The organism is Winogradskyella thalassocola (assembly GCF_900099995.1).
Taxonomy (GTDB): domain Bacteria; phylum Bacteroidota; class Bacteroidia; order Flavobacteriales; family Flavobacteriaceae; genus Winogradskyella; species Winogradskyella thalassocola.
In genome coordinates this window covers 343936-370158 of the sequence record NZ_FNCZ01000002.1, presented here as the reverse complement: position 1 = coordinate 370158, position 26223 = coordinate 343936, and the positions used below count along the sequence as shown (strand labels likewise).

Genomic DNA, 26223 nt, shown 5'->3' with positions numbered 1-26223 from the left:
TTAAATATTTGTTTTGATAGTTGTGAATCTGTGATTTCATAATCCTATTTTTTAAAAGTGGTTGTTTTTATAACTTTGTTTTTATGTGTAATTTTCAAAGTATATATACCTGTTTCTAAATGGTTAACATTGAGATAAATTTGATACTCAGGGAAGTGATCTATTTCACCTTTAATGCTGTTTTTTTTTTTAACCATTAGAACGATATTACTACTGCAGGGAAGAAGTATGTAGTAAATGTAGAATGTAAGTTGTGAGAAGGATATTACTTATGTAACAATTGTTATGATTATTGTAACATGCTAGCTATAGCAAGAGATATAAGAGCTATGGAAGTGAATTTATTTAGGATTAATTGGATAAACGCGTCTAAACCGCTTGCTTCGACAGGTTCAATACAAGACATTTAGAGCCAAGAACCAAATCAAAAAAGTGAAGCTGGATACAATATTTATATGAAATGAAAACCTAGTTCGCCAAATTGCTTAAAGTGACCTTAAAATTAACTACGGTTTGCAAACTCAGTTGGTGTGCAATTGTAGGCTTCCTTAAAACATTTGGTAAAATAAGAATGGTCATTAAAACCCACAGAATATCCAACTTGAGACATATTAATATCTGACGTTTTTAATAATTTCGCAGCTAATTTAAGCCGTTGAGAACGGATAAATTCTGATGCCGTAAGTCCTGTTAACGCTTTTAGCTTTCTGTGTAATTGCATTCTACTCATACCAACAGCCTCTGAAAATTCGGTGACATTAAAAGAAGGATCTATGAGGTTTTTCTCTAAAATGGTCTCCACTTTTTTAAGAAATTTTTCATCTAGATTGGTCACCGCAATGTCTTTAGGTAATAAGACCAATTCTTGACTGTACCGTAATTGTAGTTGTCGTCTAGATTCAATTAGTTTTTCAACTTTTAGAAGCAATAATTTTTTGTTAAAAGGCTTGATTGTATAATCGTCTGCACCAGTTTCAATCCCTTCAAACTGACTTTCAACTTCTGCTTTTGCGGTCAGTAATATAATTGGGATATGCGCAGAACGTTCGTCATTTTTTAATGCTTTGGTTAAAGCAATACCATCCTTTTCTGGCATCATAATATCCGATATAATTAAATCGGGAATGTGCTCTAATGCCAAATCAACTCCTATTTTGCCATTAGACGCAACTATCACATTATACTGTTCTTCAAAAATTTGTTTTAGCAGGTGCCGTAAGTCATCGTTATCTTCAACAATTAATAGGATTGGTAAGTCATTGTCTATAAAGGTTTCATCTTCATCATTTATAACGTTTGTATACAGCGGTATTCCTTCGTCTACCTTGTGATTTGATGTCGTTAATAATGTCGCGTCTTTAAAGCTATTTTTATCGACAGAAAGCTTAAGAATAAATGATGTTTCCTCATTTGGTATACTCTGGGCTTCAATAGAGCCTTTATGCAGTTCTACCAATTCCTTCACCAAAGCCAAACCGATTCCTGAACCCTGGTTTTGATCGTTAGTTTGGTAAAAACGCTCAAAAATATTATTCAATTCATACGATGTTAAACCTTTTCCTGAGTTTGAAATTTTAAAAAATAACGTTTGGTTTTTGAGATAAGCTTCGCAAGAAATTACACCATTATTAGGAGTGTATTTTATAGCATTAGACAATAGATTAATGGTTATTTTTTCGATGGCACTTTTATCGAACCAAACTGCTCTTTCATCTTCTGAAACAGCAATATTATATATAATGTTTTTCTGCTCTGCATGATAGATAAATGATTCACTTAATGCAGCAATAAGTTGAAGCACATTGCCCTTTTGAAGCTGTAGTCTTAAATGACCTTCATCAATTTTTGAGAGATCTAACAACTGATTGACCAGTTCTAACAGGCGTTCAGAATTTTGTTTGGCAATAGTAAATTGTTTACGTTTTTTATCTGATATTGAATCTTCTGCTAAAATATCATTAATAGGACTAGATATTAAGGTTAACGGTGTCCGAAACTCATGCGAAATATTAGCAAAGAAGTTCGATTTTAAGGCGTCTAATTCTTTTAATTTTATATTTGTTTTTTGGCGATTTCGATAGAGAAAAAACAGAAACAATCCGGCAATAGAAAGGATACTTATACCTCCCAAAAACATATTTTTTTGATTCTTATTGTGTTGTTCTTCAATCTCGTTTTGAGATTTTAATAAGGAAATCTCTTGTTCTTTTTTTTCGGTTTGGTATTTCGTTTCAAGTTCAGATATATTTTCTTTATTAAACGCAGTTTGTATTTTAATAAGATGCTGCCTAGCCTTTTCCGAAGCTTCATAAGCTTTCTCGAAATTTCCAAGGTTAAAATAAACACTGGCCAGAATATCTAGAAGCTTATAGTTATGTTCGTCACGAACAAAATAAGCGCTCTCCATTAAATCTTGAGCGGTGTTGAGGTATAGCAGTGCTGTTTTTGGATTATTGTTGTTATTATAAAATTCGGCTATTTTATAATTAGATATGGCTTGCATTAAGGTATCTGTGGTTTTATAAATAGCTACTAACTCCTTCTTATAATAGTGTAAGGCCGAATCTTTTTGATTTTCTCTCTCATATAGGTTTGCTAATCCATTATAGATTAAAGATTTTCTAAGTGGATTATCGGTAAATTTAGAATCGACATATCCTGTATTTGAAAGTGCCTTCTGATAATTAATAATGGCCTTTTTAGGTTCTTTTCTTTGAACATGCATATAGGCCTTTTTCTCGTACAGAATAGCAGCTGGTACATTAAGGTAATACGCATTATAGAATTTAAGACTATCCTTACTAATCTTTAAACCCGCATTAACCAGTTGAAGTCCGTCTTTGATATTTTTATTCATCTGAGCAAAAAAACTGGTATCATTTGCGGTCCGCGAATCATATAGAATATTCACGATACTCACTTTATTCATAGCAGCCAGGAAGATATCATCATTTCTCTTTTCTAAAAGTGAATCTAGTTTTAGAAAATGAACTAACGCACGTTCATCTTTAGTTCTATGATAGAATAGAGTACCTCTTACATAATACATGTTTTTTAAGTACTTCCACTGTTTATTCTTAATAGCAATAGGTTCTGATTCCGCTAAATACTCCAATGCTTTTTCTAAATCAGGTTCATAATAACTTAAGGTGCCTACAATTTCTACTTGCAATGAATCTGCTTTGAGTTGTTTGGCCAAACTATAACTAATTTTAGCATAATGATAACTACTATCGAGTTGGCCTTTATCTGAAAACTCCTTAGATGTATAAATAAGTTGTTTTAAAGAATCTAGTGGTTTTCCTTTTTGCCCAAGACAGAACAAAGGCATTGTTAAGAAGATTACGAGGTATTTTAAATTCATAACATTTATCAATAGACCATTTAAAGATAAGTCAATATTATGAATATCAATTAGTCAACTATATTTTTAAACTACGTATGTTTATTTGCATAATCCGTAGGACTGCAATTATAAACTTCCTTAAAGCACTTTGCGAAATAAGAATGGTCATTAAAACCAACCGAATACCCAATTTGAGATATATTAATATCTGAGGATTTTAAGAATTCTGTAGCCAATTTAAGCCGTTGCGAACGAATAAATTCGGATGCAGTAAGTCCGGTTAAAGCCTTTAGCTTTCTATGAAGCTGCATTCGACTCATACCAACAGCTTCCGAAAATTCTGTAACATTAAAAGAAGGATCTGTAAGACTTTGATCTAAGGAAAGCTGTACTTTTTCGAGGAATTTTTCATCCAAGTTAGTCATAGCAATATCCTTGGGCAGTAACACTAATTCTTGACTGTAACGTAATTGCAGTTGTCGTCTCGATTCAATTAGTTTTTCAACTTTAAGGGCTAATAATTTCTTATCAAAAGGTTTGGAGATATAATCATCAGCACCAGTACCAATACCTTTATATTGACTTTCAACTTCTGCTTTAGCCGTTAATAATATAATAGGAATATGTGCTGAACGTTCGTCAGTTTTTAACTCTTCAGATAATGTAATACCATCTTTTTCGGGCATCATAATATCCGAAATAATAAGATCTGGAATATGCTCTAATGCTAATTCTACACCAATTTTTCCGTTTGGTGCAGTAATGACATTGTAATTATTTTCAAACGATTGTTTTAGCAAACTTCGCAAGTCATTATTATCTTCAACAATTAATAAAATTGGTAAATCACTATCTTTAAATTCTTCGTCTTCTTCGATGGAAGCACTAGTATACAGCGGTACGCCACTTTCAACCTTAGTCTTTGATTTAATTAGTATGGTATCTTTTTTAAATCTTTTTTTATCAAGAGATATATTGAGACTAAATGATGTTTCTCCGTTTGGTTTACTTTGTACTTCGATCTTTCCATTGTGTAACTCAACTAATTCTTTAACTAAAGCCAGACCAATTCCTGAACCTTGATTTTGATCATTGGTTTGATAAAAACGCTCAAAAATATTTTTTAATTCGTATGATGTTAATCCTTTTCCAGAATTCTTAATCGTTAGGAATAATCTATTATTTTCCACATATGCCTTACAAGAAACGGTTCCATTCTCTGGTGTGTATTTTAAAGCATTAGACAATAAATTAATTGTTATTTTCTCAACCGCATCTTTATCATACCATACCGCTTCTGAGCTTTGCTCCACATCAATAGTATATCTAATGTTTTTTTGTTTTGCAGAATAGGAAAAAGATTCGCTTAAAGCCGAAACAAGTTGAAGTACATTACCTTGTTGAAGATATAATTTTAAATGTCCTGCATCAATTTTAGACAAATCTAATATTTGATTCACGAGCTCTAATAGACGATTTGAGTTCTGTTTAGCAACAGTAAATTGCTGACGTTTTTTATCTGAGATCGTATCATCGGATATCATGTCATCAATAGGACTAGTGATTAAAGTCAATGGAGTGCGGAATTCATGAGAAATATTGGTAAAGAAGTTTGACTTTAATGCATCCAACTCTTTTAATTTAGTATTTGTTTTTTGGTGATTACGGTAAAGAAAAAATAAAAATAAACCTGCAATTGTAGTAATACCAATACCACCTAACATAAGATTTTTTTGATTTCTATTCTGTTGTTCTATAATTTCCTTTTGAGATTTTAATAACGTAATCTCTTGCTCTTTTTTTTCGGTTTGGTATTTGGCTTCAAGTTCAAATGTTTTTTCTTTAATATCCTTTTCATCTACTTTTTTTTGAATAGCGATATAATTATCATAAGCTTCCAAGGCCAAGGATAAATCGTTATTTTTTTTATAGAGTTTAATTAAGGCTTCTGTTATTTTAAGTTCTTTATTAAAATCATTTAAGTCCTGACATTCTTTTATAGCAGATTTGAAATAGTCAATTGCCTTTTGAAACTGATTTGTGTTCGTATAAAAATCTCCAAGATAAGTTAGTCCACGTATTTGGTAGAATCTGTTTTTAGAATCTACAGCAAGATCATAGTATAATTTATAGTCTTTTTCTGCATCCTTGATTTTTCCCATTTTAACCAACAAAAAGCCTCTAACAATAACACTGTACGAATAAGAGTTAGCTTCTTGCGCATGTTTTTGATGGTAATCTATGGACTCGTTTAATAAATTTAGAGCACTATCAAAATTGCCTAATGCCGTTTCTACTTGGGCGATAGCAATGTTCACTTCTTGAACTCCAAACGTGTTGTTTAGTTCTAAATACAATTTTTTGGAGATATTAAAATACTTTAAAGCTGTTTTGTCGCCATGAGTTTTACGCACACAGAACCCCAAGTAGTTATTAACTTGCGCTCTCTTTTTAGATATAACAAATTTTGGAGAGTTTTCAAAAATAGAATCTGCTGTAGTATAGCTTATAAAAGCTTTACTATAATCATACTTCTGTAACCACATATTTCCAATACCCATGTAGCTTCTTCCTATTAGATCAATTCTATTACTAATTTTTATGCTTTTATCTAAATAAAACAACGCAGAATCATATTTACCATTCTTTGTATATTCTAAACCGACTAATTCGTGTAAATTATAATTATAAATTTTTGATGAACTTAAATCTTTAATACCTTTTTTATATTGAGAAATAGTTGAATCTGTATTATATTTTTCTTTTTTCCATTCTGCAATTCTCTTATGAAGTGTATACATTCCATAATTAAAATTACTTTTTCGTGATAAAATAAGAGCTCTTTCGAATTTCTGGAGTTGCAAAATGGTATCAGATTCTTTTTCACCTTCTTCTATAAGGGCAATAATACTTAATGAATCAGACACTTTAGTTTGTCCAAAAATTGAAGAAAAAACGAAACAGAATAAAATCAAGAAATGATATTTCATACAATATGCTAACTACTAATTAAACATAGCAATTATATAAAAATCAATCAATTATAGCTGTAAATCATGTAACAAAATAGGTTACATACATTATAGTATTGCTCTAATCGTTAAAAAAAGGTAATTATAATGGTGATAAATCATACCGAAATATTTGCTTATCACACAGAAGTTGAAATGTTTATAATTTAAATATGTGCTTTTATAATTTTCGCCATCTTTTCAGCACGCTCTTTAACTTCGTCTTCCGTCCAAGACAATTTAATTAAACACGATATATTACGAGCAATATAATGATCTGATTGTTCAAAGGTTTTTGTTTGAAGATATTCTAAACCTTTTTTTACTTCTGTTGAAATTGGAAACAAAGATTTTAAATCTTTAAGATGATTCCATTTTTTAATATAATGCCAATTGTTGTGGTAGTAATTCCAACAAGCATCTACTCCATTTACTTTAAATGCTGTTGCAACTTTTTCTGCTATTTCTAAATCTGGTAAAAAGAAGTTTAAAAACGCATAACTTTCTTCACCTCCTTTTGGGACGGTTCTAAAAGTCACTCCTGGTACTCTTGCCAAGGCATTTCTCAAAATGGTATAATTTCGTTTCTGAATAGCAATAAACTCTGGCAAACGTCTTACTTGTGCTAAGCCAACGGCTGCATGCAATTCTGAAATTCTAAAATTATACCCCATAAACGGATGGGTTTCGGCACCTCTATCATTACCAACATGGTCATGACCATGATCACTGTAATGGTCAGCATTTACATAATACTCTTTATTATTAGTAACCACAGCTCCACCTTCACCGCAGGTAATGGTTTTTACAAAGTCGAAGGAAAAACATCCTAAGTCCGCAATACTCCCTAATGGTTTTCCTTTATACGTCCCACCAATGGCTTGGCAAGCATCTTCTATAAACAATAAATTATGTGTATTACAAATGTCTTGCAACGCATCCATATTGCCCATACTTCCACACATTTGCACGACCATAACGGCTTTCGTCTTCGGAGTTATTGCTGCTTCTAAAGCTTTAGGATCTAATGTTAAGGTATCATCGATATCCACCAAAATAGGAATAGCGCCTAACATCATAATAGCCTCAAAACTAGCCACAAAGGTAAAGGTTGGCATAATTACTTCATCACTTGCTCCCACTCCTGCCGATGCTAATGCTACAGATACTGCAGCTGTTCCGCTAGACACCAATTGAACGTGCTTAGATTGAAACGTGGTTGTCAATTCAGCTTCCAGTTCTTTAGCTTTCCAATGCCCTTTACGCATGCCTTCAAAACCATAGCGCATTAATACTCCGTTATCTAAAACATCATTAACTTCTTTGCGTTCTAAATCGCTAAATAACTCGAATCCTGGCATAGTGAATTTTGATTTTTATTGTGTTTTTTCAGTCGAAAAACAAAGATATCATTTTACATATTTCTTACAGTTAAAACTGCTATAATTCTACAATCGTTTTTGAAAGTGGTTGTCTCACTTTTTTGAGTTCTGAAAACATATCATCATCAGCTCTATACCCAACCGGAAGCAATAAAACAGAACTTAAACCATGCTTCTGTAATTCCAATTTTTCATCTAATGCTGTTGGTATAAACCCTTCCATGGGACAACTATCTATGCCTTCTACGGCACAAACAGTCATTAGATTACCTAGAGCAATATACGCCTGCTTAGTTGCCCAAATAAGCTTCTTATCTGCAGGCATGTCTTCAACTGTAGATTTTAATTCCTTTTTAAAAGGGTTCAGAATCGCATCAGGTGTATTTCGAATCGCTTTTATAGTATCAAAATGGTTATTAACATCATTACCATCAATTTCAGTTTGAATACATAAGACCAATAAATGAGACGCATCGACAACTTGACGTTGACCATAAGCCACTTCAACCAATCTTTCTCTAGCTATTTTATCTTCAATAACGACTAACTTTAAGGTTTGTAGACCATATGATAAAGCCGTTAAATTGAAAGCTTCCTTTAAGGTATTTAGTTTTTCCTTTGAAAGTGTTTTAGTAGCATCAAATTTTTTGGTAGCATAACGCCATTGCAACTTTTCTATGATGGACATTTGTTCTAATTTTTTTCAAAAATACATAATATATCTTTGGATTGCTTAGTAGATCCAAGAACGGCTGTTACAAAAAGAAAAAGCTGAATGATCCTTTATGATATTCAGCTTTTTTATAAATAATTTTTAAATTGAAACTATCTCTTCAACGCAAAATGGGCTTGAAATTCTTTACGGACACCACTACTAGGCTCATCATACTCTACTGTAAACCAATAGTCGCTCGTTGGCATAGCATTACCGTTCAATGTTCCGTTCCAACCTTCTCCATCCGGACTTAGTTGCTTTAATAACTTTCCGTAACGGTCAAATATGTAAATTATAGCATTACTTCCTATACCTTCAATATTCCAAGTGTCATTATTACCATCTCCATTTGGTGTAAAATATAATGGGTAATCGATCACAAAAATTGATTCGGTGGTGATTCCACAACCATTTTTATCTCTTGCTGTTATGAGATGCTCACCTGTAGACACATTAGCAAATATACCTTCATCTTGCCAAGGCCCTCCATCTAAACTGTACTCGTAAACACTAATGCCTGTCGCTATCGCTTCTAAAACGTGGTTATTAGCAAAGGCTTGTGTTAACAGCTCCACGCTTAGACTTGGTGGCTCACTTTCTATGACTACTGTTGCATCGTCATTTTCACAACCTGTAACTAGATTCGTTATATAAACCGAATAATTTCCTCCTTGAGTTGGCATAATACTAGATCCCGTCTGGCCAATGAAAGACCCTTCAAGAGTCCATACAAAACTATAATCAGTTGCAGATAAACCAGTGTCTATTACTAATGGATCTAAAACTTCGGTCCCATTAGTATTTAAACATAATGTGTAGCTGTCTTCTAAATTAAACTCTGGTATCGGATTTACTAATAATGTCAATGCAGCAACTTCATAACAAACAGACGTATCATTGCCTGTACCATCTAAAGTATCATTATCAACCCTCGCATAAATCACTTGTGGATTCACGATATTTTCATATAAAGTTGGTAGAGGATTAACCTTTAAGTCTGCATCCTCTTGGTTTTCATAATAGGTTACTATGTAATTCAATGGATCTTGGCCATCTAAAACTTCTGGATCTCTCGTGGTTAAATCGAACTGAGCACTGTCATTAGTTGGATTGTCGTCCGTTTCCATATTGTCATCACAAGTTTCGTAAATAATAGGATCCATATTTGGATTCGCTTGTGCGGCTTCTTGTACTTCAATATTAAAACTTTGTGTACTTATTGAACATCCTGTAACAGTATTGGTGATGGTTACAAAGATTTGTTGAGGATTACTCGTATTGGTATACAAACTCACTAAACCATTCATCCCCGCTTCCGCATCCGCTAAATTAGCGTGATAAGTCACCATAAACTGTGTTGGATCTTGCCCATTTAAAACTTCTTCGTCTTTTGTCGTTAAGTCAAAATTGTCAAAGCCATCAGTAAACAATTCACATTGAATAAAATCTGTTACGGCAACCACTTCTGGTAATGGATGCACTTTAATTGTAAAATCTACTATGGTATAACAGTCTGTAACATCATTGGTTACTCTAACATAAATTTCTTGTTCTGGTGTATCGATATTAGTGTATTGCGTTGGGTCTGGTATACCGTTAGTTCCCGATTCAGCATCGTCTAAACTCTCATAGTAGCTTGCTGTGACTCCGGCTTCTCCATTAAGGATTAGAATTTCATTTTCGGTTAAATCAAAAACTTCTACTCCATCTCCTGTATTTATAGCATCACACAATTCTAAATCAGGTAATTGATCGCTTGGTGTTGGCGTTGGATTAGGCATAACACGTATAGTCAGCGTTGCCATATCTCTACAACCAGTGTCTGTATCTGTGACCACAGCAAATAAGGTTTGTGGATTGGCTAATGCGCCTAAAACGGATACATTAGTATAAGCTTCCGCATCAACAGGATCGATTTCATTTTCAGCAGCAGCTAAAGTTTCATAATAGGCAACACTCCAACCTGCTTGGCCACCAGTAATCTCGTCATTTTTTACTGTTAAATCAAAAACAGTAATTTCATCTGCAACAGCATCATCACATAATTCTAGTGGAAGTGGTTGTATCGCTTCTGGTGGAAGAGCCACACTAATTTCAAAAGAACCAATATCAAAACAAACATTATTGTCATTCTCTAAACGCACAAAAATGGTTTGTGGATTGCTAGAATTGGTAAAACTTCCTGGTGTCGATATTGGATTATTTCCAGATAAGGCATCCGCTTCATTAACATGATAGGTTAAACTGACATCGGTTTGATTTCCTAGTATTTCTAAATCTTTATTTGTTAAATCGAACTGCGTAAAACCATCCGCATTTGAATCACAAGTCACATATTCAGATAATGCCACAGGCACTTGTGGTGTCTCTAAAACACGAAGCGTTAAGGTCCTTGAAATATCGTAACAACCCGTAATTGTATTAGTTGCTCTGATATAAATCGTTTGCTGGTTCATCACTATATTAGTGTAAGGACTTGCAAAAGCATTAACACCTGTATTGGCATCTTCTAAGGTTTCGTGATACGTAATAGCAACATCAAGCTCACCACCTATGATTTCGATTGTTCTTTCTTCTAAATTAAAATTTGTAAATCCGTCTGTATCGTCATCACAGACTTCTAAATCTGCAGGAGCCGTTGGTGATGGAATTGGACTTACTCGCAACGTTAATGTTATGGTATTTGTACAACCTGTTGCATTATTGGTTGCTTTTACAAATATGGTCTGTGGATTTGAAGTATTTGAATAAGGACTAAAAATAGGATTGGTATTAGTATCAGCATCCAATTGTGTTTCAAAAAACGTTAGTCCGATACCAGATTGTCCGTTTAGAATCTCATCAGCAGCATTTTCTAAAGTAAATGCTTCAATTTCATCACCTGGATTATTATCATCACATAACAACAATGGATTTGCTTGCACCAATACTGGTATGGCATTTACAATCAATTCTAAAGTTGTTAATTTATAACAACCTGAAGCATTATCTTCAACACGAATCCAAATCACTTGATTAAAATCATCACTATTGGTATAGTTTGCTGAATTAGTGATTGGGTTTAATCCATCATCTGCGTCAGTTTCATTCAAGTAAAATGAGACTGTATAGAATGTAGGATCTGTTAAATTCTGTAGAATCTCCGGTATTTTACTAGTTAAATCGAACTGTCCGAAACCATCTGCAGATATATCATCACAAATCTCTAAGGGGTCAGGTGATGTCGCTCCCAATTGTGGAGTTGGATTAACAAAAAGTTGTAAGGTTACAATAGAATCACAATCTGTTGCAATTGTTGAACTTTCTACACGCGCATAAACCGTTTGCGCATTTTGTACAATATTTGGATAAAGACCTACTATAGGGTTGACATTAATATCAGCATCTGCCATTGTCTCATGGTAACTCACTGTTAATGTTGTATCTCCCCCTGTAATCTCATTGTCTTTAGTTGTTAAATCAAAAAGTCCAAAACCATCACTATCAGGATCACAATAGTCTAAGGCTGTAGGACTATTTGCGACAGGTGCTTGCTCTACAACTAATTCTAATGTTGTAAAATCGTAACAACCTGTATTTATATTTTCAATTCTTGCAATAACAATTTGCCCGTTACTTGTATTGGTGTATAACGTCGGTAAAACATTGGTTTCTGATTCTGCTTCAGCTAAAGTTTCATAATAATTTACCGAATAATTAGGATTATTACCTGTAATTTCTGTGGTCTTTAAACTTAAATCGATCTGAGTTAAACCATCTGGTGTGCCATCGTCGCAAACTTGTAAGGCCGTTGGCGTAATTGCTGTAGGCAAAGGATTAACAATTAAGCTAAGCGTCGTAATTTCAAAACAATCTGTATTAAAATTATTTTCGGCACGTATATAAATAGTTTGCGTACTACTTGTATTTGTATATAATCCGGAAATAGCATTTAATCTATCTTCAGCATCGGATTGCGATATATGATAAGTTACCGTAACATCTGTAGTACCACCTAAAAGTAAAGGGGTTTGAGAATCTAAATCGAATTGTGTAAATCCATCATTTACTGCATCATCACAAACTTCCAAAGGTAGTAAGGTGTTCATTGCTGGAGTATCGAATACTTCTAAGTCTAAGCTCGATACATTATAACACGCTGTTCCGTCTGTATCTACACGAACATGAATCGTTTGGTTATATGCAGACGTATTTTGAAACGCTGTTGGATCTGTAATTTCTGGAGTGCCAGCTTCTGCTTCGGCTTGCGATATATAATATGATACTTGCACGGGCTGTGTGTTTCCGGCAATAATATCGGCTTCGGCTTGGGTTAAATCGAAAGTTCCAAAACCTTGACTATTGGCATCACAGCTTTGCAATGGAGCTACTGTATTTGCAATAGGAGCACCAACCACTTCAAGATTAAGAGTCGTATAATCAACACAGCCTAAATTAGTTTCTACGCGCACATAAACAGTTTGACTTGCTGACGTACTATCATAAGGAGACACAAGTGCCGTAAGCGGATTTCCTGCTTCAGCTAAAGCTTGAGTTTCGTAATATGTTACGTTTACGTTTGCTTCGTTATTCGAAATAGCAGCGCTTTCAAGATCTAAATCGAATTCCGCTGAATTAGGGTTTATACCGTCATTACAGACTAATAAAGGACTTGGGTTTATAACTGTTGGTGATGGATTAACAGTTATGGTTTCAATAACATTAAGTGTATTTACACAATTTGGTGGAATCGGACTTGTAACCGTTAGTATTTCTACGTTGGTAGTCGCTGTTAAAGCAGGTAATGTAAGTGTGAAATTTCCGGTGGCATCTAAAGATAATGTTTGAGGTGATCCGGTATCTACAGTATAAGCAATTGTTGCGTTAGGATCTCCTGAAAATTCTATCTCACCATCTTCACCTTCACAAATTGGAGAATTATTAACCATTACGGGTGTGGCATTAGAAGATACCGTTACGGTTTCAGAATCCGTTAAACCTTGCGCACATACTACAATTCCTGCATCATTTAAGATTTGTGCATCTTCTAAGTTTAACGTTATATCACTCGTAGCCGATTGTGTTATAATAGTAGAACCTGTGGCGTCTAATAATATGGATTGCGTAGTACCTCCATCTATGTTATAAAGTATTGTCGCATTTGGTGTTCCTGTTATTGTAAATGTCACGTCTTCACCTTCACATATCGCTGTACTTGATACTGCTAATGCCGCGGTGGGAATTGGAGTCACTATTAAATCAAAATCAACTATAGAATAACAATCTGTTCCTGAAGATTTGACTTTAGCATAAATAGTTTGTGGGTTAGATGTATTGGCATAAATACCTGGTAATTCATTAATATCATCTGTAGCATCGGCCAAACTTCCATAGAAATCAATAGTATTTAGTGGGTCCGAATTAATACTTGACTTTAAACCATCTAAACCAAATACGGCTATATCTGGAGTACTACTACATTGTAGAACATCGTCAATATCATTGACAACTGGTGGCGCCGGAAATGCCCCTGTCCCATCGTTTGCGGTACCTGTCCATTCTAATTGAAAACCGCCATCTCCAGCAGGTCTATCAATAACAATAAAATAGGATTCCCCAACATTAACATTTAACCAATATACATAACCATTACCATTGGCTCCTGGTCCTGATTGTGTTAAAGTTGTACTTCCGTTAATACCTGTTTGGTTACTTGCAAGACCCGCTTCATTAGGATTGGTTGTTGCACATCGAATTGGACTTCCTAGGTTAGAACAAATACGATTTGGTCCATAAACCCAAAAATCATAATCGACCAAAATATCTGGATCATTAGGAATTAAATCAAACCCTAAAGTTCCGGATTGCACAATATTAACTTCTAACCAAAGTGAATTATGCTCACTACCACCGCAAGAACTAACCTCATAGTCATTACCATATCCTGTAGCATTAGACGAAAATGTACCATTACCACAAACCGTTACAGCATTTACACAATCGTTTGGTTCTTGTGCATGTAACTGAAAGAAAAATATACTAAAAACTATTAAAAATAAATATCTACCCATTTGAATCCTTTATCAAAAACCTCTAATAATCAACACGTTAAAAAGACATAAACTTTGATTATTTTAAACTATTTTATTAACTTAATATGCCGTTGTTAATTGTTTGTGAAAATAAAAATTTTGCTAAAAATAATAGAACAATTATATCTAATAATTCCCTACCTATTAAAACAAACAGCCAAGCTTATAGTTACTTAAGCCTGACTGTTAATTGAATTTTACGATTAATAATTCTTTGTTTTAGAATCTTTAATAAAATCAGAGACTAAATCACGTCATCCTATTTAATCCTTAACAATCAAAAACTCAGAGCGTCTATTTTGTGCATCTTCATCTTCTGTACAATTAGATTTACAATCTATTTTTGGTGTTGTAGATCCCATACCTTTGGCTGATAATCTCGCTTTATTGACACCTTTAGAAATCACATAGTGCATCGTGGATTGTGCACGTCTTTCTGATAATTTTAAATTGTAATCAGCCTTTCCTTTGGTGTCTGTATGTGAACGTATCATAATGACCATCTCTGGGTAATCCTTCATAATCTCAACCAATTTATCTAATTCTAAGGCTCCTTGATTGGTAATGTTACTCTTATTGAACTCAAAGTAAATGTTCTTTAACTTGACTTCGGTCTCAGTAATCATTTCGTTTATTGGTTTTAAATCCGCATTAACAATGACATCTTCACCTTCTGAAGCTTCTACTTTAAACGAAGCCGTTTCATAACCATCCATGGAAACATTTATAGTATAAGTGTTATCACAGCTAACATTAAAGCTTGTTTTGCCAGTCATCTCTGTCGCTTGCGCTGCGATCTCATTTAATTGAGCATCTAAAATGGTAACGCTTGCTCCTGGTAGTATGGCATTTGTATCCTGATCTTTTACGAGTGCTACAGTTTCAAACTGACAGATAGGAATCGCCATATAAATATTATCTACACCAGATTTGTTTGATGAAAAATAACCGACTTTTAAGGTGTTGTTAACACTAAAAGCAAAATCGTCTCTAGTAGTGTTAATGGCGTTTCCCAAGTTTACCGATGCTTCGTTTTTATTTAAATCGAATTGAAAAATATCTAATCCACCAAAACCTTGATGTCCGCTTGAAGCAAAGTACAATATACCATCTTCACTGATATAAGGGAAGCCTTCCTTACCTGAAGTGTTTACTTTTGGTCCTAAGTTTACAGGTTCTCCATAGGTGTTTCCTGATACACTTATTTTCCAGATGTCTGAATCTCCCATACCGTTTGGCATATTTGATGCAAAATAAAGGGTTTTCCCATCGCTACTGATGCTTGGATGACTTACCGTATACTCTATACTATTTATAGGTAATGCTTCTATGTTTCCCCATTTACCTTCGACCATAGTGGCTTTATAAATACCTTGCTGTGCGACTTTTACACGTTTGCTTTTTATCTTTTTAAAGGTACCATCACTGTGTCCGTCTCGTGAGAAGTACATCGTTTTTCCATCAGCACTTATGGTTAATGGCCCATCGTGATAGATGGTATTCAACTCCTCTACTCCTTCTGGTTCTGATAAATTACCGTCTTCATTTCGGGTAGATTTGTAAATATCTAAATACGGTTGGTTGGTCCAAGCATCTTCTTTGCCAGACATTTTTCTTGTACTTACAAAGTATAAAATATTGTCATTAGATAAAACAGCTCCAAAATCACTTTGTGCTCCATCGTTAATTCCAACCTCTTCAACATTAAATGTTTTAGAGATATCTGCTAATTTTGGAATGTAATTAGGATTTTTTAAATGCGCTTTCGCACGTTGATCGTTAGGCTCCATTTTAGAAAATATATCCATTTGTTTATTCGCCTGGTCATAGTTTCCTTCTGACTTTAAAACTTGTGCATAACGAAAATAGGTTTCAGAATCTTGAGTCGTCGTCAAAGCTTTTTTATACCACGTTGAGGCTTCTTTGATGTTAAACAAGTGGTAATAACTATCTGCTAATTGCTTATAAACATAAGTATCTGCACTATTGTCTTCAACGACTTTTAGATACGCATCAATAGCATCTACATATTGATAACCATCGTAAAGTTTATCTGCTTTTTCTGTTGCTTTGCTTTGTCCGTAGCCTAATGTTACGATTAATAAAAGGCATAAAAGACTATATGTTTTTTTCATTTTAAAACGTTTATTTTGTTAGAAAAATCTAGGTGAAATGGATACTTTTTTAGAGAAATTAAGGTCGAATAACAACATGATTTCATGTGACCCAGACGATTTTATATTAAGATCTGATGTCGTATAATCATAAGCGTAACCGATTCTAATATCTGGTGTTACGGCAAAATTTGCCATCGCTCCTACAGAGTCGTCTAAACGATACGTGGCTCCTACTTCAAATTTATCATGAAACAAAAAGTTTGCGGACAGATCTAAAGACGTAGGGGCATTAAATGCGGACTTCACTAAAAATGAAGGTTTAAATTTGGTGTTGGCTGATAAGTCAAACACATATCCTGCAGATAGAAAATAATGTAAAACCTCTGAGCCGTATTCAAATTGTTGGCCATTGTTGGTGACATCTAAATACGTACTCTTTAACATGTTGGGCACGGATAGCGACACATAGTAGTTGTCTGAGTAATAAAAGGCACCTGCTCCTATGTTTAAATAGGTATTACTTGTGTTTTGGCTAAAAGCTTCATCACTTGCATCTGGCACATAACCATTACCAATATCACTAAACAAACCTATATTTTGAAAGGTTGCTCCCCCTTTTAAACCAAAGGCTAAGCGATGTTCTCCGCCTAAGTTTAAGGTGTATGAAAAATCAGCATACACATTGTTTTCTTCTACGGGGCCTATTTTATCCGAAATAACCGATAATCCTAAACCTACATTTTTCCCTACGGGACTATGCACCGAAAGGGTTGCTGTTTTTGGGGCGTCCGTAATACCAATCCATTGTGATCTGTATAACAATCCTATGGATAAAGCTTCATTAGAACCTGCATAAGCCGGGTTAACAACATTCATATTATACATGTACTGTGTGTACTGAGGGTCTTGCTGTGCTTGGGCACTCACTAAAATCATAAGTGCAAAGGCGATTGTAAAATATAGTTTCTTCATGTCTATTTTATATTGCTGTGTTTTCATTTATGATTATTGTGCTCTGTTGATAAATACCCAACCCGTTAATGAACTCCCGTCGTCTTTATGAATGGTATAGAAATACGTACCATCTGGTAAGTCGTCTCCTTTGTTGGTCTGCCCATGCCATTGTTTGGTATAGGTACCATTAAAGTTATAAACGGCAACTCCATGACGGTTGAAGATATTTAGTTCTTTAACACCATAACCCGATAAATCGAACGTGTCGTTTTTACCATTACCATCTGGGGAAATTCCTCTTGGAATATCACGACAGGATAAACGTTCGGTGGTATAGCTTGTTGTTATTGAACAGCCTCCAAAATCTACGGTTATTGAAAATTGTAAGGGTACGCTTGCATTTGGGTTTTGACTCGCATAATCCGAAACATTGAATACTTCTGAGTTTTGACCGACGACATTGCCATTTGCATCCTTCCACGTGTAGTTGGCCTCGCTTGTATCAAAAGAATTATTTAAAGCAGATGCTGTAAGAATATAATCCGAATCGTTACACTCACCTTCCACTCCTACTTCTATCGCATCGAGAATGGTGATGTTAAATGTGCTCGTGGTGTTTTCAATACAGCTTGAAACATCTTCTGCGATTTCATAAGTCACATTATAATTTCCTAATGTACTTGAGGCCACGTTGATTTCCCCTGTGGCTGCGTTTAGAGATAATCCACTTTCTGCACTATATGTACCTCCTGTGGTAAATCCTGCAACAAGTTCTGGCAAAATAGAACTACTGTCTGCACAGTAAATATCTTCAGCATAACTGAAGTCTGTTACAGGAGTTATACTTGCTGTAATTTCAATAGTTGCAGTTTCGGTTGCGGCTTCTGAACAATTGGTTTCATCAGCTTCTACCATATAAGTTACCTCATGACTTCCTGCTGTTACCGTTGATAAATCAATGGCACCTGTTGCAGAATCCACTGTTAATGACGCTGAACTATAGACACCACCTAATGTAAATCCTGAAGCAACAGACGGTAGTACCGAAGTCGTTTCTAATTCACAGTAAGGTGATGTTCCATAATCAAATTGTGTTACAGGGGTTGTAGCAGCGGTTAAATTTAATGTTGCGATATACGTTCCGGCAGAAGTACAAGTATCCTCATCTCCTTCGTATGTATAGGTGATCTCGTGTTCTCCTGAGGTAGCTGATGTTATATCTATAACACCTGTACTTGCATCTACAGTTAAGGTCGTTGATGTAAATGTCCCTCCGGTTGCAAAATCAGTAATCAAACTTGGTGTTGGGTTTACTGTTGAAACCACACACGTATCTTCGTAAGTAAACGTCAATTCTGGTGTAAATGAATCACTAACGACAACTTCGATTTCTGCTCGTGGACCTTCACAACCTTCGGTATCGACATAAGCGGCATAATAGGATGTTGTATTTACAACTGAGGTATTTGGTGTCGGTGCTGTTGCACTTGCTGTACCTCCAACGGCTTGGGTAAACCACATTAAATTGTATGTGTCTGAACCTGTAGCTGTCAGTTGTGCGGCGGTATCTCCTAAACAATACTCTACTGGGCTAGTAACTTCTGGCGTGTCAGAGATGCCGTTATACGTGATTTCTATATCATATGAACAGTAAGACGTTTGCCATGTGAACGTATAAACTCCTGGTTGTACAAAATTAGTAATAGATGTTGATCTACTATTAGCGTCTGTTATTGCAACTGCTCCTGGGTTAGAATCACTTGGAATCCAAGTGCCTTTTCCGTTGGCTGATACGTTGGCATTGTTATTATCGCAATCTACAGTGAAAGGTTCTGTGATTATCTCGTTGTTTGCAACAAAATTTACAGCATCAATAACATTACCAAGATCATCGGTCGTGCTAGCTCTAAAAATGAATCGGGTGAAATTTTGACCTGCTGGAACTTGATATTCTCCTGTAACAAGAGTCCAAGCCATACTAGCTACGTTTTCGTTAATCATAGTATAAGGTCCACCTGGAGGGCCTGCAAATAATTGAAGACTTCTGTCACCACCTCTACCTAAATGTGCATAACTAAAATCGAATAATGTTATTTCAGAAGAGTCAAAGTCTCTATAATAGCCTCTAACTTCTGGGTCATTTGGATCTATAAGATCAGGATCATCGGTTCTTATTTGAACACTTTGACCTCCTTCATAAGGTTCAAAACCTGAAGATGATAAATCATCCCAAACAAGCACAGAATTAGCTTCCTCTAAAAGTAAGTTACTACTCCATCCAGTTAAAACTTTTGTTGTTATAAATCCGAGAAAACTATTTGTTCTGTCTACGATCGGATCTTCAAAATCACCATTTACAGTTTTTACTGAACAAAGGTCTGAAGGTGTACTTAAACAGACCTTAAATTTACGGCTATTAGTTACTGTACTATTTAATGTTAATCTTAATTTATAATTTTCACCTACAATTAATTCAGATGAATACATAGCAACTAATGCTTTGTCGTAGGTGCACGCTAATTCTTCAAGATTGCCAGCGCCATTATCTTTGTAAAGCGTCATTGTAATATCTGGATAAGCTTCATCACCAGTTGCGTAGTAAAAGGTTCCAGTAAACCCGTTAACCTCTATAATATGGATGATAGATTCAGCTGTAAAATTAAACCAGACATCCCCTGCATTATCACCATCACAACTCATAGTTTCTGATGATGCTGTAGCGCCAAGGAACGACACATCTGCTGCATAATGATCACAGAATTCATTTGAATTTATTGGAAGCGTAGTAGCTGTTGAAACATCATCATTCCTTACAAATTCAAAAGGTCCAGACCAATAACTTTCGTCATCTGTTCCACAAATAGCTCTAACAAAGTATTCGTAAGTTGTCGCATAAGGGTCTACAAAATCGGAAGCTATAGGTGTAAATGAGTTTGTGGAAACTATTGTTCCAGATTGTGGTATGGTACCATTCTCTAATGGTTGAATGACCACTTCCCATTGCGTTTCACTTCCTCCAGCTGTCCAAGACATGACATTGGTTGCGCTAATGGTTAAATCTGTGGGTTGTGGACATGAAATGGCACCACATAAGGCAGCACCTTCATATACAATAGTTCCTAGTGGAAGACCAACGGGACTTTCATAAACAATTCCTTGTTCGTTTAAAATGTCAAATTGATAATCATCGTATTGAGACTGTGCACTACCTAATGTGGAAAAGTGAACTGAAAATTCTACTCCAGAACATAAAAACACAGTAAATTCTTCATCTTCTTCACCTTCGAAAGGTAAAGATTGAACAACTTGGTTGTTTTGAGTAATGTCTAGTGTTGCCGATATATCATAGCCGCTTGTTAGTAAAAAGGTATATTGACATAGGTTTTCAAAACTACATTTTGTTAGTAAGTCTTGTGGACTTGTCCATTCACTTTCAGAGCTATCACATACGGCTCTAATATACACTTCGTAGCTCGTTGAAGCTGTAAGTCCGGTTACTAGAAATGGATTAGATGTTGCTGTGTATAAATAGCTAGGATCTGTATCTCCTACTGGTGCAGGTGTTCCTGATGGTTGTACTGAAACTTCCCATTCGGTTTCAGAACCATTAACATCCCAGCCTACTAGCACTTCTGTATCTATAATGTTGGCGAACGTAACATTTGTTGGCTCTGCACATTCAGGTCTATCTTCAATATTAATATTGTCTATAATAAGACCTAAACCACGATAGCCCTCTGGATTAGGTGGATATTCTGGTACGTGAAAAGCGATATTTACATCACCTACAATTCCATCTGGTAAATTAATGATCTTAACTAAATAGTTTTCATTATTGATGACCACAGGATCGTTGCCAGAATCATATAAAACCGTTGTAAATTGATCTAATCCCGTTCCATTAGTAGAGAGTAATACTTCTAAATCTTCAGTTCCCCAGTCGTAAGTTACTCTATAATAAAATCTTAAGCGTTGATTTTCTGTAACAGTAATTGTTGGAGAAATTAACCAATCGTCACTAGCTCCGTTAGTTGTCGTACCAATTGCTGCAGCTTGATCACCTTCGTAAGAGAAAGCTGTGTTATCCATTCCCCACCAATAAATATCACCATTATTATTAACGATTTGCCAGCAATCTTCAGAAGTAGAATCATAGTTAAATGTTTCTACAAAAGGCGTTGTAAAAGCAGTACAAAGGGTTCTAAAGATAATTGGCCCAACCCATTCACTAGTTGTATCACCACAATCTGCTTGCACATAGTATTCGTATTCAGTATTTGGTGTTAAATCAGAGGCAATATAACCCGTAGTTGATTCAGCTATACCTGATGTTGGAATTCCTGAACCTGCCAATTGCACAGCTATATTCCAACTTGTCTCTTGATAGCCTGCTGTCCATGATAAATCAGCGGCATCAGTTAAAACAGTGTTAACGACTAAATCAGTAGGATTAGGACATGTTGGCGCATCTGTAATCCTAACATCGTCAATACTTAAGTCTGACCAAGGTCCTGTAAATTGTGGTGGTACTCTAAAGGCAAAATAAACTGCTCCTGTACCTTCTACTATTATGGTTCTTTCCTCGTATGAACTGTTGGTGATTATTTCAAGTGGAGAAATAACTGAAAAACTACCTGGACTGGTATTTGTGGTAGACATCAAAACTTCTAGACCAAAACGTGTTGCACTAGCGAAGAGTGAAAAATCAGCTCTTACTTTAAATGTTAATGCTTTTGGAGTGCCATCTAAATTAATTTTTGGAGAAATTAAATAATCATTAAAGCTTGTAGGTGGTGTAAATGAAGCTGTACTTAAAATAGCATGGGTTCCGTCAATTGTCCATTTTATATCGTCATTATTTGAATCTGTAATTTTCCAACAGAATTTTTGAGTATCTGGGTCACTATCATCAAAGCTCTCATAAAACGGAGTGTCATATGACGTACATAGCGTCGTAAAAGGTACTGGCCCAACCCATTGACTTAAGTCATCTTCCGCACAAACAGCTCTTACATAATATTCATATCTATTACCTGAATCTAAACCAGTTGCCATATAAGGAAAATTGCTAGATGTTAAAACGCCAGATACGGTAGGTATACCTGTGTCTAAATCTTGAATAACAACTTCCCACTGGGATTCTTCATCTCCAGCAGTCCAAAAAAACCATGCCGAATTGGCCGTAATCTGTATTACAAATGGATTTAGTGGATCTGGACAAGATGGTTTGTCTTCAATATATACTTCATCAAAAAGGATTCTGTTTCCTGTTTCTGTAGTGTTAGGTTCAACAATCCATGCAATATTTACCTCACCTGTGATAGTTTCTGGGATATCAACAATTATTTCATCAAAAGTTGTATTAGTTATCGTTGTTGTTGGTAAAAGAACTGTAGTAAAATCATCATAACCCACTCCTGTTGTAGATAACTTTAACGTGTAAGTTGAAGCTCCTTGATTTGATCTCACCTTATAACGTACACGTTTTGGTGTTCCGTCTAAATTCACACGAGGTGACGCATAAATATCATTATTTTCGTATCGCGCAATTGAAGTTGCTACAGTAGCCCATCCACCAATAAAAGTCCAAGTTGTACCATCCTTGTTTTTATCTATTGCTGTCCAACATGTTTCAGGATTTTCTGGAGTTGCCGTATCGAAATCTGTAAAATATGGTGTATCAAACGTTGGACATTGTGTAGTAAATCTATTTGGAATACTCCAAGCACCAGGTATGCCATTACACATAGACCTTGCATAAAGATCGTATGCGGTAGCTGGTATTAATCCTGTATTAATAACATTTCCTACATTGGTAGTCGTTGGTGTTCCCGAACCTGTTGGTTCTCCAGAACCGGCTGGTACAACAATATACTCCCAAGCCTCTGAAAATCCTCCAATATTATCCCAAGAGTATGCAACACTGTTTTCCGTTAAATTATTATATTCAAAATCTGCTGGAGGCGCACATGCTGGTGCTGAAATTTCTAATTCAAAACAGATTCCTGCGCCAGTTCCAAAAAATGAAGATACAACTATAACGTATGTTTGTCCTGCCTCAACAAAGAGGTTGCTAATAGCTTTTGGTTCGTTACCATTTACTGTGGCTGTTCCTGCAATACAGTTAACTCCAACAGAAGCACAACTATCATAAACAAGAACCGAACTTTGAGGATTATAACAGTTGGTAACTGGATCATTAGTATCAAAAGTAGTTTGTGTTATTGTTACTAACCCATCTTGAGTTGGAGTGTAAGTTAAGAATACTTTATCACCTCTTAAATAGTTATATATGCTATTGCCTGGTAGGCAATTTGTGCCTTGTGTGGGATATTCTTCATCTGGGTTTACCCAATTAGCTAAATTGTCTGCTAAGACGTAAGGAGTTGTTGAAATATCTGGAACCACAATAGGCTCAGCACAAGACAAGCCATATTTAGAAGTTTCAAAAGTATAAGGACCTGTAAATGTACTCTGTGTATCGTTATCACATATGGCAGCTATATAAATATCGAATTCTGTTTCAGGATCTAAATTCATTAAAGAATAACTAGTTCCTGTTACTGAAATCCCACTATCGGCAGGCACACCACCAGCAGGAATTATTTGAATTTCAAAATTGGTTGTCGTAGGATGCGACCAAGTTACTTCAGCTGTGTCTACGGTTATGCTATCAATAGTAACAGTGTCATCGTCAACTTCTATACAACCTTCTAAAATAGAAACTTCATCTACAAACCATTCGTCACCAGTTGGTACTGCTCCATTTTGCGTGTTTATGGTCACAAATGCAATATATATATTTAATCCAGCCGGAATTGAAGTAGGTATTTCAATAACCTTTTTTTCATAAGTTGTTTGATCACCTATATTTAAGGTAGATTCGGTATAAGATTGAAGCGTAATGTTGAACCCATTAACATCGGGTTGCGCTGCCGTAGAAAGTCTTATTTGGTATTGCGCACCATTATCTATATCACTCGCTTGCTTTGTATAAAATTGAATTTCACCATTTTCCGGAACCGCAATTTGCGGAGTAACTAAAAAATACTGAGCTGTATTTTGATCACCAATATTATCTGAACTCGGATTTATTGAAACTCCGTTAGTACTTAAATAACCGTCTGTAGTTGTACTCCAATCAACGCCACCAACTCCATTTCCAATGAGTGTCCATGTTGCAGGAATACCACTATCAAAAGTTTCATTTAATTGCGCAAACCCTTTTACTGAAATTAATAAAAATAGTGTAAAGGCAAAACGGAAATTTCTGTTTTTAAACATTGTAATCGAAGAAAAGCTAGACTCTCTTTCTACTGATTTTTGTAACTTGTTTCTCATGTTAAATCAATTTCAGAATTAATAATTTAATGCTAAATATATATCTATATGATCAATATATATAGCTTAAGTCTTTATTTTTTCCCGAAATCTAACAGTCAAAACTAACATCTAAAAACCTAACAAACAGTCTTTTAGACGAAAATATTATACTATTTAATATTAATTGAAGGTTTTATGCTTTGAGTGCTTTCTATTTTTTGTTGTAGTACTTTTATAGCCTTTTTATTTTTAATTTCAATAAAAATCACGACCAATATGAAGGTTAATACTATTAAAACAATTACGTAAATTCTATTTTTAAATTTAGATTGAATACCATCTAATTCTGCATTTAAATTTTTAGAATTTTCAATAATCGATACACTTACAGAGTTGCGTTCAGATTTTTTAATTTCCAATTGTGTTTTCAGAAAGAGTTCGTAATATTTTTGATATTCGCTCCAATTATTTAGCGCTAAATAATTCTCAAAGAGTCCTTTGTATATTCCTAAATTTAAAACTAAATCTCCTACATTTTTAGATTTTTCAAGTGCAGATTGCAAAAGAAAAACAGACTCTTGGTATTTGCCTTCTAACGTATGTACTTCTGCCATACCTTTTTCTGCAAATGAAACTAAGCTACTGGCATTTTCGATATTTGCCAATTCTATAGACTTATTAAAACTTTCCTTTGCATTAGCGTTTTCTGAAAGCAATATTTGACAATTTCCTTTGTTATAATAGCCTATACTTCTATTATGATTATAATTACCTAGTCTTTCGTATTCTTTTAATCCTTTGTCAAAAAACTCTATAGCAATATCACAATTTAAATTGTCTTTATACACAAATCCTTTTACCAAATAGCTAGACGCCAAGGTTCCTCCAACAACATCTCTATCAGGATACTCTAAACATCTTTTTTCAACGTCCTCCATATATTCTATGGCCTTATCATAAATCTTTAGTTGCTGATATAAAATTCCTGTTTTAAATAAAATTTCAATTTGAAGTTTTTTATTATCTAATTGACTAGAAAACTCATTAGCTTTAATAACATAATCTAAAGCTTTTTGATAATCTCTTTTTGAGGTATACGCTGTAGAAACAACAATTAATGCATTCGTACGAGTTTGCTTAGAAAAAGCCTGATTATGATAAATAGATAAACCTGACGCAATTGCTTTGTTAGGATCCTTGTAAATTGCTTTTATGGCTTCCTTTACCAAACTGTCCCCCTCTTTTACTGATATTTGAGTTGCAGCAAGTGAAGGTGTTATAAAAATAAACACAAAAAAAAGAAG

The 26223-nt window shown here is 34.8% G+C and carries 9 protein-coding genes; all 9 read right to left on the bottom strand.

Annotation, left to right across the window (positions count from 1 at the left end; all coding sequences use genetic code 11):
* Window positions 1-502: 502 nt before the first annotated feature.
* On the bottom strand, window positions 503-3364 hold the full coding sequence (locus BLT80_RS08610) for a hybrid sensor histidine kinase/response regulator transcription factor (RefSeq protein ID WP_092467215.1): 2862 nt from the start codon (window positions 3362-3364) through the stop codon (window positions 503-505).
* 71 nt (window positions 3365-3435) lie between these two features.
* Window positions 3436-6273: a response regulator gene (locus tag BLT80_RS08605; protein WP_175455573.1), complete on the bottom strand. Its 2838-nt coding sequence runs from the start codon at window positions 6271-6273 to the stop codon at window positions 3436-3438.
* 251 nt (window positions 6274-6524) lie between these two features.
* Window positions 6525-7718 carry a DegT/DnrJ/EryC1/StrS family aminotransferase gene (locus BLT80_RS08600; protein WP_092467213.1) on the bottom strand — a complete coding sequence of 398 codons (1194 nt, stop codon included), beginning with the start codon at window positions 7716-7718 and terminating at the stop codon, window positions 6525-6527.
* A 79-nt stretch (window positions 7719-7797) separates the two neighbouring features.
* On the bottom strand, window positions 7798-8427 hold the full coding sequence (locus BLT80_RS08595; RefSeq protein ID WP_092467212.1) for an NAD(P)H-dependent oxidoreductase: 630 nt from the start codon (window positions 8425-8427) through the stop codon (window positions 7798-7800).
* Window positions 8428-8564: 137 nt separating this feature from the next.
* Complete coding sequence (locus BLT80_RS08590; protein ID WP_092467211.1) at window positions 8565-14504, bottom strand: T9SS type B sorting domain-containing protein; 5940 nt, start codon at window positions 14502-14504, stop codon at window positions 8565-8567.
* Window positions 14505-14788: 284 nt separating this feature from the next.
* Complete coding sequence (locus BLT80_RS08585) at window positions 14789-16660, bottom strand: OmpA family protein (RefSeq protein WP_092467210.1); 1872 nt, start codon at window positions 16658-16660, stop codon at window positions 14789-14791.
* Window positions 16661-16678: 18 nt separating this feature from the next.
* Window positions 16679-17614: a PorP/SprF family type IX secretion system membrane protein gene (locus tag BLT80_RS08580; RefSeq protein WP_092467314.1), complete on the bottom strand. Its 936-nt coding sequence runs from the start codon at window positions 17612-17614 to the stop codon at window positions 16679-16681.
* A 33-nt stretch (window positions 17615-17647) separates the two neighbouring features.
* The gene (locus BLT80_RS08575; protein WP_092467209.1) at window positions 17648-24937 is read right to left on the bottom strand and encodes a choice-of-anchor J domain-containing protein; all 7290 of its coding nucleotides are present in this window, start codon (window positions 24935-24937) and stop codon (window positions 17648-17650) included.
* Between the two features lie 152 nt (window positions 24938-25089).
* The gene (locus BLT80_RS08570; protein ID WP_175455572.1) at window positions 25090-26211 is read right to left on the bottom strand and encodes a tetratricopeptide repeat protein; all 1122 of its coding nucleotides are present in this window, start codon (window positions 26209-26211) and stop codon (window positions 25090-25092) included.
* Window positions 26212-26223: the final 12 nt, after the last annotated feature.